Source organism: Paenibacillus sp. OV219 (genome assembly GCF_900110075.1).
Taxonomy (GTDB): domain Bacteria; phylum Bacillota; class Bacilli; order Paenibacillales; family Paenibacillaceae; genus Paenibacillus_Z.
This window is the reverse complement of record NZ_FOCJ01000023.1, coordinates 1-13,154: the sequence shown is the minus strand read 5'-3', so window position 1 is coordinate 13,154 and position 13,154 is coordinate 1. Positions and strand designations below refer to the sequence as shown.

At 46.4% G+C, this 13,154-nt stretch carries 11 protein-coding genes and 3 pseudogenes; 4 read left to right on the top strand and 10 right to left on the bottom strand.

All coding sequences use genetic code 11. From position 1 onward, the window contains the following. Positions 1–445: 445 nt before the first annotated feature. Positions 446–1,354, top strand: coding sequence for an SDR family oxidoreductase (locus BMY11_RS28025; RefSeq protein ID WP_090583718.1), 909 nt, complete (start codon positions 446–448; stop codon positions 1,352–1,354). 545 nt (positions 1,355–1,899) lie between these two features. Beyond that, entirely contained in the window at positions 1,900–2,595 is a 696-nt protein-coding gene (locus tag BMY11_RS28020) for a cysteine hydrolase family protein (RefSeq protein ID WP_090583715.1), read from the top strand. 156 nt (positions 2,596–2,751) lie between these two features. On the opposite strand, the gene BMY11_RS28015 is transcribed toward BMY11_RS28020, so the two are convergent. Then, a protein-coding gene (locus BMY11_RS28015) for an IS3 family transposase (protein ID WP_256217818.1) occupies positions 2,752–4,037 on the bottom strand; the annotation gives its coding sequence in 2 pieces (ribosomal slippage) (positions 2,752–3,644 and positions 3,644–4,037; 1,287 coding nt in all). 455 nt (positions 4,038–4,492) lie between these two features. Then, on the bottom strand, positions 4,493–5,635 hold the full coding sequence (locus BMY11_RS28010) for a zinc-dependent alcohol dehydrogenase (RefSeq protein WP_090583721.1): 1,143 nt from the start codon (positions 5,633–5,635) through the stop codon (positions 4,493–4,495). Between the two features lie 256 nt (positions 5,636–5,891). Here BMY11_RS28010 and BMY11_RS28005 point away from each other — a divergent pair. Further along, positions 5,892–6,432 (top strand): annotated as a pseudogene (locus BMY11_RS28005) (MBL fold metallo-hydrolase); the annotation flags it as partial. On the opposite strand, the gene BMY11_RS28000 reads toward BMY11_RS28005, so the two are convergent. From BMY11_RS28000 to BMY11_RS27980, 6 genes and pseudogenes are all read right to left on the bottom strand, one after another. Then, positions 6,357–6,539, bottom strand: coding sequence for a hypothetical protein (locus tag BMY11_RS28000; RefSeq protein ID WP_371262962.1), 183 nt, complete (start codon positions 6,537–6,539; stop codon positions 6,357–6,359). The pseudogene BMY11_RS28005 and the gene BMY11_RS28000 sit on opposite strands and share 76 nt — an antisense overlap. Before the next feature lie 85 nt (positions 6,540–6,624). Beyond that, positions 6,625–6,759 (bottom strand): nucleotidyltransferase family protein, encoded by a 135-nt coding sequence (locus BMY11_RS29835; protein WP_371262961.1) that lies wholly within the window; start codon positions 6,757–6,759, stop codon positions 6,625–6,627. Positions 6,760–6,886: 127 nt separating this feature from the next. Continuing rightward, positions 6,887–7,831, bottom strand: a pseudogene (locus BMY11_RS27995) (GerAB/ArcD/ProY family transporter); the annotation flags it as partial. A gap of 16 nt (positions 7,832–7,847) precedes the next feature. Further along, a complete protein-coding gene (locus BMY11_RS27990) occupies positions 7,848–8,069 on the bottom strand; it encodes a hypothetical protein (protein WP_090583709.1) in 222 nt (73 codons plus the stop codon). Beyond that, positions 8,066–9,265, bottom strand: a complete 1,200-nt coding sequence (locus tag BMY11_RS27985; protein ID WP_177182858.1) for a Ger(x)C family spore germination protein — start codon at positions 9,263–9,265, stop codon at positions 8,066–8,068. The genes BMY11_RS27990 and BMY11_RS27985 overlap by 4 nt, the downstream gene beginning before the upstream one ends. Before the next feature lie 4 nt (positions 9,266–9,269). After that, positions 9,270–10,874 (bottom strand): spore germination protein, encoded by a 1,605-nt coding sequence (locus BMY11_RS27980; RefSeq protein ID WP_090583705.1) that lies wholly within the window; start codon positions 10,872–10,874, stop codon positions 9,270–9,272. A 524-nt stretch (positions 10,875–11,398) separates the two neighbouring features. Here BMY11_RS27980 and BMY11_RS29830 point away from each other — a divergent pair. After that, positions 11,399–11,752: pseudogene (locus tag BMY11_RS29830) on the top strand (transposase); the annotation flags it as partial. A 109-nt stretch (positions 11,753–11,861) separates the two neighbouring features. On the opposite strand, the gene BMY11_RS27970 reads toward BMY11_RS29830, so the two are convergent. Further along, positions 11,862–12,074 carry a CDGSH iron-sulfur domain-containing protein gene (locus BMY11_RS27970; RefSeq protein ID WP_090583703.1) on the bottom strand — a complete coding sequence of 71 codons (213 nt, stop codon included), beginning with the start codon at positions 12,072–12,074 and terminating at the stop codon, positions 11,862–11,864. A 407-nt stretch (positions 12,075–12,481) separates the two neighbouring features. Next, the gene (locus BMY11_RS27965) at positions 12,482–12,736 is read right to left on the bottom strand and encodes a hypothetical protein (protein ID WP_090583700.1); all 255 of its coding nucleotides are present in this window, start codon (positions 12,734–12,736) and stop codon (positions 12,482–12,484) included. Between the last annotated feature and the right edge of the window lie 418 nt (positions 12,737–13,154).

Genomic DNA, 13,154 nt, shown 5'->3' with positions numbered 1-13,154 from the left:
AATTCCTCCCAAAAATCGCACACCTGCATGCCCAATCTTTCGAAAATACGAAACGTGTGATCCGAGAAACGCTGTCGGATTGCATCGATTTTGCCGGGATGAATCCGATATACTCTCAATTCGTATATCATTGTCTATCATCTCCAATCTTCAGACAATTTCGATTATAGAGAATTCATCTTGACATGAGAAGAAGGGAAAAAGTTTATACTAAGTAACTTAAAGTTAACTAAATAAAGTTCGGAGCTTGAATGGATGGCAGATTTTGCGACTAACATAAACTCCTTGTCGACTGCCGTCACGACGGAAAAAACTTTTATACGTCAAAGTAGCTGCCCAACGGTAGGTGAATCCATGTAAGGTTAGAATAGTAAAAATGCTCCTAGCACACACTCATTACATGTAGTGTATGACTTACTTTGAAGCGAAAGGAAAGAATATGAACATGAATCCATCTTATCCTGTTTATCCTTACATTGGTACGGTAGAACAATCGGTAACGAAACACGCTACCTTTCCACCCCAACATCAGGACCGAGAACCGGGAATCGAGCGGCTGATGGAGCCACTACCTATTTTCGATAATCCCGGTTATACAGGGAACGGCAAACTTAAGGGAAAAGCGGCTATTATCACTGGAGGAGATAGCGGAATCGGACGGGCGGTAGCCGTTGCTTATGCGAAGGAAGGCGCTGACTTAACCATTATCTACCTTGATGAACATGAAGATGCGAATGAGACGAAAGAATATATAGAAGCACTAGGCGCGCGTTGCTTACTCCTGCCCGGAGATTTGCGGTTTCCTGATACCTCTTCTAAGGCAGTGAAGCTTACTATCGATACTTATGGGCGTTTGGATATTGTAGTCAATAATGCAGCCGTACAGCCTTATACAAGCAGCATCATGGACGTTTCGGATGAACAACTGGACAATACGTTCCGCACCAATGTATTTCCAATGTTTTACATGACTAAGGCCGCATTGCCTCATTTACACGCAGGAAGTTCCATTATTAGCACCACGTCCAGGGTCGCGTATGAAGGAGATGAACATGTGCTCGACTATTCGGCAACCAAAGGCGCAATCGTCTCCTTCACCCGAAGCTTATCCCTTTCACTCGTCGAACGAAGCATTCGGGTAAATGGTGTCGCACCAGGACCGACATGGACTGCACTCACGGTGAGCACTTATCCGGCAGAACATCAACATACTTTCGGAGCTGAGATTCCAATGGGGCGAGCCGCCCAACCTTTCGAAGTTGCTCCCGCATATGTTTACCTGGCCTCTGATGATTCGGCTTATGTCACGGGTCAAATCTTTCATGTTAACGGCGGAAAGATCCGCTACTCATAGATCTCCCATCCGTGTTGATCAAGACAATAAACGTGCGAAAAAGGGGATAGCTACGGTTCGCGTGGTAGAAACAGTTCATGTTGAAATTGAATTATTGAAGTTATCTCCCCAAAAGGCCCATTCTATGGGTCTTTTGCATTTCATATAGCTCTCTTATCTCCATTTGTACCAATTTTCACTCTGACTACGGGACTACCGATAATCCAAGTCCCTAAGACGCTGCTGATTAGCAAGATTACGACGGATCAGCGAGCCCTTCGAGTTTCCTCATCCGCATAACCGCCAGCCGGTCACACATACCTCGGAAATCGATCAGCACAATCAATATTCGAAGTTCTGAAATACAAAGTGCAAATTGCCGTGTAAAGTAGAACGTCCTGCGCTCGTCAACACACAATCCCATGATGTACACAAAGCAGATATCGAATATTCAGTGAGTTGAGATAATTATTCCTATCCGAAATGAGCGTTAGGGAAGCGAATGTGTCACCTTCTTTATCCTCTACATAATATATTGCAGTATTGAAGCATCAAGGAGGATTTATATGATATATCGTTGTCCTTTATGTGGTGACTGGTGTGAGTACTACATTCATGGAAATAGTGGGTACTGGCTTCAGACGAAGAACCAGGCTGAAGTTAGTGATAAGACAATCATCGATGAATGGAACACCATCTCAACTCCTCCTGCACCTGATCTGCAATCAATCGCGGTTGAGCCGAAAAACAGCGCACTACTAGTCTTAGATATGGAGACCTCTATATGCAATAATTATCGCTGTATAGCCTCCATATCTAAGATTAATAATCTATTGACTAAGACCCGTGAAATGGGCATGCTAGTTGTCTATAGCCTTACACAAACTGGAAATCCTTCGGATATTGCCTGGCAGCTAGCCCCCTCACTAGGCGATACTATTGTAAAATCAAACGTTGATAAGTTCTACAAAACCATTTTAGAAAAAATATTACAAGAGCATTGTGTTAAGACTGTTCTTATTACTGGCTATGCCGCCAATGGCGCAGTCCTTCACACAGCCACTAGTGCTGCTTTCCGGGGATACGATGTTATTATCCCCGTTGACTGCATGTCTGCTGGGAATCCTTATGCCGAACAGTACACGGCGTGGCATATGCTTAACAGTCCTGGAACCCGAAAGCGGGCAACTCTAACCAAATTAAATCTGATAAGCTTTTTGCCATTTGGGTACAGCCAGCTAAACGCGAAACACGGACGCTAAGAAAATAAAGGTACAGGAGTAATGCTTTATCAATATGAGAAGATTGTTAGAAAATAATTTTTGAGCTATCGGTAAGATTATTGATTAAAACTGCCAGTTACTTCAGCAAGAGAAAAGGAGCTGCTGTGTAGCAAGCCCCTCTGCAATCGTGCCCCGTTAAGCGACCTTTGAGGCATGAGTCCGGTAATGTACGGGGCTCATGCCCTTTAGTTTTGCTTTGATTCGTTTGTGATTATAGTAAGTCATATACTCGTCCAATTCATGTTTAAACTGCTCCATACTTTCAAACTCCTGCGTGTATAGGTACTCAGACTTTAAGATGCCAAAGAAGTTTTCCATGACTGCATTATCGTAACAGTTTCCTTTGCGTGACATGCTTTGGGTTATTCCACGTTCCTTCAATGCATGTTGATAATGACGCATCTGGTAGTGCCACCCTTGATCGGAATGAATGAGTAGTGTATCTTCGGCATTCAACCTTTCATAAGCTTTATCCAACATATTGGAAACAAGTGAGTAGACTGGTCGGGAGTCCATTGTGTAGGCGATGATTTCGCCATTAAATAAATCGAGCATTGGGGACAAGTATAGTTTCTCCCCAAATAGCTTGAACTCCGTAATATCTGTTACCCACTTCTCATTTGGCTTTGAAGGGCTGAACTTCCTCTCTAATATGTTCGGCGCAATTTTACCCACATTCCCTTTGTACGAGCGATATTTCTTCATACGCACGATGCAAGTCAAGCCAAGCTCTTGCATGATGCGCTGTACTCTCTTGTGATTAACAAGGTGCTTCTCATTGTGAAGTTGACTGGTTATACGACGATAACCATAACGCCCTTTGTGTTCATGATAGATCGCTGTAATACGAGCTTTTAAAGCTTCATCCTTGTCTGGACGATCCAAGTAATAGTACGAGCTGCGCGGAATCTGAGCCAGCGCTAGCAACGATGTAATGGGGTATTCTTGCGTCAGCTCAAAGACTACTTTCGCTTTGTCTTGCTTCGTAATTTTTCTTTGCTTTGAACTAAGGCATTCAACTTTTTTAAGTAGGCATTCTCCATACGCAAATGCTCTAATTCAGCTTGTAACGCTTCGACAGAACCTTCAAGTGGAGTTGGTTTCTTCGTTTCTTCCTTCATCGAGGGACGCCCCTTTTTCTTAGGTATTAGGGCGTCTTCACCTCGCTGCTCCAGCACCTTCTTCCATTGCAAAATGGTTGAGAGTGCTGGAATGTTAACCCTCGCAGCTGTTTCTAAAAGAGACGCTCCTGACTCGTTCATAAAATTCAGTACGTCTAGTTTAAACGCTTTTGAGTAGGTTGCATATCTCTTGGTCAAACCTTCCTTGCCATTGGCCTGGTAAAGGGCTACCCACTTTACAACAGCGTAATGGGCCACACCAATACGTGCAGCTATCTCCCTGAATGACTCCTTACCCAATAGATAGGCTTGTACGGCTTGATACTACTCTTCTTCAGTAAACTTTGCCACAAAAATACACCCCAATTGTTAGATGGTGTCTAACAATTGGGGTGCAGTTCATTTCCGCGGCCTTTAATTTGATAATGTTATTGTCACCCGACATCTAGTAATGTTTTTCGCACGACAAGAACTTTGTCGGATGACAAGAAAAAAGCCGCAGTTAGCGGCTTCTTAAGCATATATGTTCTTGTCACTCGACATTGTTGTCGGACGACAACTCCAAAAAGTCTCCACCGGTTTTATGCGACTTCCGTTCTTTTCGTCCGACAATAATCTCATATTGCGAATATTTAGCCCCTAGAACCTTAACCTAAGGATCTAGAGGCTACTTCTCTAACGCGTCTTTATAATGGAGCAAATATAACACTTATGTTTTGTTCCTTTGAATTGCTTCTAAATCCCGCCAATAAGCTTTACGGTTTCAAAATGATCTTCATCGCGTTCTCCTCTTTATTATTGAACACTTTGTATCCATGCTCGGCTTCGTCTAGGCCGATGCGGTGACTGATAATATCGGTCGGATCGAACACGCTATCCTTGATTTGTCTATAAAGTTCCGGCATGTAATGGATAACCGGCGCTTGCCCCAGTTTCACAGTTATGTTACGTGCAAACAAATCGCCGAACGGAAAGAAATTGTAATTCATTCCATATACCCCGGTTACTTGGATTGTGCCACCTTTGCGGACTAACTTTGTCGCCATCCGAAATGCACCGAGTCCACCGCCTTGGAGCTTAAGCAGTGTTTCCATTTTCTCCAAAAGCGTCTTCTCGGAATCCAGCCCTACTGCATCGATCACAACGTCCGCTCCACCTGCTGTTATTTCCTGCAAATGGCCAAGAAGATTATCCGTTTCTTTGAAGTTGAACGCTTCAACTTTATTGGTCTTTCGAGCATGCTCCAAACGATAGTCTACATGATCCACGGCAATGACCCTTTTTGCACCTTTAAGCCACGCGAATTTTTGAGCCAGAAGACCGACAGGCCCGCAACCAAGAATAATGACGGTATCGCCTTGTTTTACTCCGGCGTTGTCGACGCTCCAGTAAGCAGTTGGAACAATATCGGATAGAAACAATATCTTCTCGTCTTCCATCTCCGCGTCCTCCGGAACCTTGAAAGGTACGAAATTACCGTATGGCACTCGCATAAGCTCAGCTTGTCCGCCTGCGTATCCGCCATAGGTGTCGGAATAACCGAAATAACCACCAGTGTCGCCATGTAGAAATTCGTTTGAATTGTCGCATTGGCTTTCGAGTTGATGGTTGCAATACCAACACTGACCACAGGCGACATTAAACGGAATAATCACGCGGTCCCCTTTCTTGACACGAGTTACCTCTTTTCCTACCTCTTCCACTATCCCCATTGGCTCGTGACCGATAATGAAATTGTCAGGCATATTAGGAATTTCTCCATTATAGATATGAAGATCCGATCCACATATGGTTGTTGTCGTAATGCGTACAAGAACATCGTCTGCTTTAATGAGCTTGGCATCCTCCACTTCTTTAACCTTTACTTTTTTCATCCCTTGATAAGTTAATGCTTTCATATATTTCCACCACTTCTCCGTTGATAGTAACGGTAAAAGCATTCCCAGTTCTCCTTTAGACAATCACTAATTTCCACGGGAGTGTGACAAATTGAGTAACAGGAGACTAGATCGGCTTGGATGGATAATTAACACAAAAGCGTGAAAGATTATACTCAAAAATTATGCTTAAGGTGGTTACGTCGTGTCTGTAAAGTCAAGTCATGACAGGGTGTCAATAGCTGCTCTTGGTGGGGTGAATGAAATTGGAAAAAATATGCACTTCATTCAATGTAACGATGATATCATTGTGGTGGACTGCGGATCTAAGTTTCCAGATGAAAGTTTACTGGGCATCGACCTGACATTGCGGATGTTTCCTACTTGCTCGATAACCAAGACAAAATCCGGGGGGTGGTCGTTACCCATGGGCATGAGGACCATATTGGAGGAGTTCCTTATGTCATTAAGCAGTTGAATATGCCAATTTTCGCTACTAGTTTGACTCTTGGACTAATAAAAGAGAAGCTACGTGAGCACGGATTACTTAATAACACGCTACTTTATGAAATCGACTCGAACTCTGAACTTACTTTAGGCACTGTCATGGTGCGATTCTTTCGTACAATTCACAGTATTCCCGATTGCCTTGGTATTGCTTTCCAAACGGCGCTAGGAACGATCGTACATACTGGAGATTTCAAGTTTGACTTCACACCGGTAACGAACAATACGCAGATATTCATAAAATGGCCGAGATCGGCAAGAATGGTGTACTTGCACTGTTATCCGAGAGCACGAATGCTGAACGACCGGGTTCATTAACCAAGAAACAATAGACTGATCTGAATTCATATTCATCCTCAAATAATAACCGTTGGACTACTCCATTTAAATTTACTTCTTCCTTGACTTCACGAATCACAGCCTCTTCAAGAGTTTCCCCCTCTTCTACACCACCACCTGGTAATTTCTTTTTGGAAAGATTGGCTAATTACAAATTATAAAGTTCACCAAGCTGTAACGTTTAATTCGGGCCACTTACTTCTCCACTTCGCTACCTTCTGATGATAAATGTCTTTTGTGATTAACGTTTTGTTCCGCCGCAATGTAAGGCTGAGAAGGTCTGCCTCTACTTCTCCCATTCCTGGAGCGCAGCCAGTCTACGAGAAAGTAAAGCGTCGGTAGCGAAGCCATCAGAATAAGAATGGCGGATTCGCTGTGATTCGTGATCCTCTCAATATCGGCCATCGAATCAAAGAGCAGGATGGAGAGGAAAATCATGGCACTGGCCATGCCGAAGGAAAAGGGCTTATGGTCTTTCAGGCCGAATACGTGGGCGACCAGCATGGTGCCGATGAGCAGGAACAGACCGATCTTCAGCAGCATGCTGAACAGCCAGAAGACGATCAGGATCGGATCGAGATTTTCCAGAAAAGAGCCTACTCTCATGTACCGAATCAATTCAAGCGTTGGATACGTCATGCTGGCCGTAAGATCGGAACCGAACAAGAGAAGTATGGCAATCATATTCGCAATCATGACGATTGCGGCAGTCAAGCTGGCCCACGTGAGCGTTCGGAACGTATTTTCCTTGTGTTCAAAGAAAGGCATCAAATAGATGATAAACGTCATTTCGCCAAAGAGTGCGCCTGACAGAATCGCATCTTCCCATATTCCATGCGGCTGGAAATCCGTCAGTAATGCCACGAGCTTGTTGTTATCGATATCGGTGATAGAGAACAGCGGGAACGATAAGACGGCAATGACACTGAAGAAGAATAGTCCCTGCGCACCACGAAAGAAGCTGACAGGGCCCGAACGTGTGCCGCGCGCGATGCAGATTCCGAATAATGTAGCGACCGCCCAGCCCGGCGTCCCTGGCAAATAAATTTGTACGATGAAATCGGTCAGCTCGCGAAGAATGAACGCGGCCATATACAGATTAATCAGGATGGCGATTCCGACGAAGAGATAATGAGCCCATTTTCCAACGATCTCTTTGCCGTAAATGCCGAGAAACTCATCGGGTCTCTTCAGAACAAGCCGATACGTGAAGAACCCGAATAGCAAACCGATCCCGCAGCCGATGATGACGCTGATCCATGACATGAAACCGGCCATCCGGACGAGCGGACCGATGAAGAAGCCGATCGCTGTCGAGAAGAGAAACTGCGAGAACATCGTATACATTTGGAACTGCGTAATGGTCTTCAATGTCTAGTCTCCTTCATTAAGTCATGAATAGCAGCCGCTGCAACGGCTCGAACAGGCTTGCGATCGCCGGACCCAGCAAGAAACGGCTCCGCGCCATAGCGACTGCAAATACGAGCAGCCACAGTAGCGAGAGCATACCGAAGACAATGCGAATCGTGCGCTTGCTCCGATGATGCTGGCGGAGGTACCGCCATTCGAAATATGCGATGCAACCAAAGACGACGGTAACGGCGATCATTCGGTCACCTCTTTGTCGGATAGATCGATATTCCAGATCGGTTTCTGCGCGCCGCCGAACCATCTGATTTGGATCGCGACATCGGCATCGACGACTACTTGTTTCTGATAGATGTCCCGCCAGTTGCCTTTGATCCGATTCCAAGTTTTCGGCTTCCGCCACCGAATACGCTGTCCGAATCCGAAAGCATCCGATCGCTTAGACTGCGTCTGCTTTACGGTACGGAGAATGCGCTCCTTCAATGACTGATTGAGCTGCTGCTCAAGCGTCGCAAGGTTCTGCCGGTTGGTGACATCCAATGCAGATTCGCTGGCGATGATTTTCGCCGAACCTTTGCAGGAGATAACGAACCGTATCCGGTTTCCTTTCAGAACCGGTTTGATACGCGATTTCTTGCTGTACAACAGAACGCTGATTATCTTGCCGTCCAATGGAGATTTGATCCGCATGACGCCCTCTTCCATTTCATCCATGATCCACAAGGCCGCCCTCGTATCTTTGGAATCGAGCTGCGCCACGAGCTTCCCCTGCCGGAACACGGCCGCCCCGTCCGTTCCCATCCATTCCTGTCCCCCGCGCTCCGACTCCGCGCCCAACTCGCCGAATACGAGCATCGGCAGCGCGAAATCCCCGCCTGTCGTCGTGGTCATTAATACGTCTTTGGCGGTTGTCGTCAACGTAATTTTATGTTTCGCATAGGCGGTCAAAATATCAGTAAGAAACCGCTCGAAGGTGAGCGGAATACGGCCGATTTGCTTCGCGGGACCGTCGGTCACATACAAGTTGGCGTTAATGCGAATGCCCGTATTGCGCATCAGGAAATCGACGATCGGAGATATCCCGTCTTGCGCGAATGCTTTGCTGATCAGAATGTTCCGCAGCTGGCCGAAGGTGATACGACGTGACAAATCGGCCTGAATGAGCCGGTAAGCTTCTCCGAGGTCGCGGCCAGTCTTCGTAACGAGCGCAAACGGCGGCTCCGTCGATGCTGAAGATCCGTTAACGCCTCCGCTTATGCGGTTAGGCAGTGGGAAGCCGAGAGTAAGTTCAATGCCGTCCTTGGATTTGTCCAATATCATGACTCGGGCAAAAGCCCGTTCGTTGAGCTCGACACTAGACCAGCAGCCGCACAACGCTGCGGCCATGGCGATAACGAGAACACCGGTGCAGATTATGCGAATCGTCGATGTCGTCACGCCCTCATTCCTCCTCTTCATTGCCCGCAGCCCACTTCCGGCCGCCGGAGCGCTGCTTGTTGGCGCCCGAGAACGAAGGATTTGACTTCATGACCCACCAAGGCGAGCGGACGAACCCGTCTTTCAGGTCGCTCTTATTGCGTGGAGTGAGCGGTTCCAGATACGGAAGGCCGAACGACCGCAGTTCGATGAGGTGGAAGTACAGCAGGATCATGCCACAGGCGATGCCGAACAGGCCGAATAACCCGGCAAGCAGCATAATCGGGAAACGTATTAGCCGAAAAGCGAGCCCTAGATCGTAGTGCGGGATAATGAATGAAGCGATGCCAGTCATGGAGACGACGATGACCATGCTGGCGGAGACGATGCCGGCTTGCACCGCAGCGGTTCCGATGATCAACGCGCCGATGATCGAGACGGCTTGACCGATTACCTTCGGTATGCGTAATGACGCTTCCCGCAAGGCTTCGAAGGACAATTCCATGATGAACGCCTCCAATAAGGCGGGGAAAGGCACGCTTTCCCTTGCGGCGGCGACGGTGACCAAGAGACGCTCCGGAATAATGTCCGGGTGAAACGTCGTGATCGCTATGTAAAAGGATGGCAGCAGAATCGAAATCAGCAGGAAAAAATAGCGGATCAACCGAATCCAAGATGCAGCGATATAACGCTGATAGTAATCTTCGGCGGACTGCATCAGCATGAATAACGTTACAGGCGCCAGAATAATAATCGGCGTGCCGTCGACGATTAGCGCGAAGCGCCCTTCCAGTAGCGCGGCGCAGGCGACGTCCGGGCGTTCGGTATTTTGCAATTGCGGGAAAGGCGAATACGGATTGTCCTCGATGTATTCTTCAAGATAACTGGAACCGAGCACGCCGTCGATTTCTATGGAGGACAGCCGTTTCTTCGCTTCGTCGACAAGCTCCTGCTTGCATACGCCGGTTAGATAGACAAGCGCGACGGCCGTGTGCGTTTCCTTGCCGAAATGCATCGATTCGACCGTAAAGCGATGCGTCTTCAGCCGCTTTCGGATCAGGGTAATATTCGTCTCGAGGTCCTCGATGAAAGCTTCGCGCGGCCCTCGAATGACCGATTCATTCGGCGGCTCGTCGATGGAACGCTGCTTGGTCGAGCTTATGGAGAGGCTGAGCATTCTCGGCTCGCCGTCTGCCATCAGAACAGGATTCCCGTCCAGAATGCTCCTCTCCGCATCGGTCATCGAATCGCAAATCGTCTGCTTCGCTATCGGCAATTGCTTACTGGCGAATAGCATGGCGTACAGCTCTTCGTCCTTCATCCCGGGATCGATTTCAGCCAACGCTTTAAGCACGGATTGTTCCACAGTTAATTGATCGATCATGCCTTTAATATAAATAAGTGCGCAGGACAGGCCGGACGGCGTTATTAACGTATGGTAGACAACATCCGAGCTCTCCGAGAATCTGCGCCGCAAATAGGCAATCCGGGAACCGATGTCAGAGCCGATTTCAGCCTGTGCTTTGCTCTGTTCGTCGCTCAGTTCGTTTCTCTGCTGCGTTCTGACGAGCGTTTTGTTATGCGGTAGAGGGAATTCTATTGATTTGCGGAGCCACTTGAATCTGGACACTTGCGGTCCTCCCAACCTTCTTTCTGCTTAGTGTGCCGTCTCTGCATAGGAGTATGTATAACACTGGAAAAAAGGCAAACAAAAAAGACAACTCCTCTTGGATGAAGGAGTCATCTCTGTATTTCATATACTACTCGTCTTGATGAAAGAAATCCTCTTAATGGCGATTGTATTATTAACTAAGCTAAACTGCCTGTTAGCATTCCTGTAGATGGATTAATTTCGTCTTTGAAAAAAGAAAAGCGCCTCGGTACGATGGAAGTACGCAACGGGTCATAGCCCTTTAAATCCCATCATCCAGGAGGACGCTCTTCTATGAAGTTTAAATCGCAAGACAAATTGCGGTAGCCGGGGATCGAACGTAACTGACCGTGGAACTCGGATCCCGAGAGCTATTCCGTTCATCCCCCCTACTTGTTAAACCATGATTAGGCTAGTTGGGGCGCGACCCCGTATAACATGCGATAATGTGGACGACAAGATGGTCAGGGGCTGCCGGCGAATATCAATCAAGGAGTGTTTACATGAATCCTGTCATTGGACTAGATGTTTCCAAAGGAGAAAGTCATGCCCAAGCTTTCACTAATCGAGGAATTACGCACGGAAAAATCTTTGATTTGAGCATAACCTCGAAGGGTTGGCGTCTTTCTTAAACTATGTGCAGGATCTCGAATCCTTGTCCGGCAGTAGTTTTAGAAGCAACTGGGCACTACCATAGCCCAGTGATTCAGTTTCTATATGAGCATCAATATTTGTATATCGTCATAATCTCACATCAGGCTAAAAAAACTAGTTTAAAGAAGGTCAAAACGGATATTGCTGACGCATACCAACTTGGGGAATTGTTCTACAAAGAAGAGTTGGAGCCATTAAAAAAATCCATTATTCAACAAACGCGAAGATCTATGGAGGGGGCGCTTTGATCATCACTGAATGCAAATAGAGCAGCAATTTAACAACTGCCTTCTCCGCTCTATCATTTTCGACTTAGTCCTTCTTCGCTCTCGGTGCGCTTTCGAAGTTGATCGACTTGTGCGTGCCGTCGCAGAACGGCTTGTTGCCCGATGCTCCGCACCGACATAGCGAGAACGATTCTTTGTGCTCGAACGGGTTGCCTTCTGCATCAACTAGCTCGACCTGCCCTGTTACCCGAAGTGATCCGTTGTCGTTCACTTTAATCGTCACCTTGTTTTCTTCCATGAGCTTGCCTCCAATGTATAATAAGATAATACAAGTATATCCAGCGATCGCTGGAAAAAGACGAGCACCTACTATACGGTTAGTTTTAGAAAAGGGAGCTGGTCGTGCTGACCACCACATATTGGAACTATACTGCCCTTTAGTTGAACACAGCAGCCATTCATGTGACTTCATTCTTATAACGTCTTCTTCATCCCCTCGCTTAGTAATAGGATTTTTGGTCATTTTGTTTATTCTATCGGGAATGAGATAATGTTCTTGTCAATTTCGGGAATGGGATAAAGTTCTTGTCATTTGGTTTTGACAAGAACTTTATCCCATAAATGCAAAAAGCCGCGATTTTCGCTTGATTCTGTTTGGGAAAATAAGAAGCCAATCTACAGAGGATCAACTATACATTATCTCCTCTACTCGACTGTATTCCAGGTAGAGCCGCCGTCTCTGGTCACATAGTGAATTGTCTTGCTACCCTCATCGTTGTGAAATTCTATCTTAAGAGTGCCTGCCTTCGAGTCGCTTGGATCAAAGACGGGAGGATATGCATTTCCGTATTTATAGTCCTCCACTAGGTCGATCTCCTGCAGGCGCCAGGTATGTCCGCCACGGTTTATCTTCATGATGACGATGAGCTTGGTGATGACTACAGCTAGCTGCTTAACCATTTTCTACCGATTCATCGTACGAATGTTGGCTTATTCGCGGGATTTCAAAAGAAAGCGCGGAGTACCGAATGCAGTGTTAAACCAAAGGGCACCGACCCGTACCGTTAGTAAGACCGGCCTCCACCTCTTGAACAGGCGTAACGAAGGAATGAGTGGGCTACGACAATGCAACAAAAGTTGAGTTGCTCAGATTAATTTTTTGTTGTTATGGGAATAATTTACTAAATATTATGTGAAGGATGGTGAATAGGATGTACTTCATAATAGCTGCAACAATAATTGCATTCGCTATTATGGTATATATGCCCAAAAGACTAACTGTGCAGGAGATGTTCTGTACTTGGATACTAGTGGCCTGGATTACACGTACTTGTGATCAGTTTCTTGATCAAGTCTTTAATCTCTATGACCAACTTCC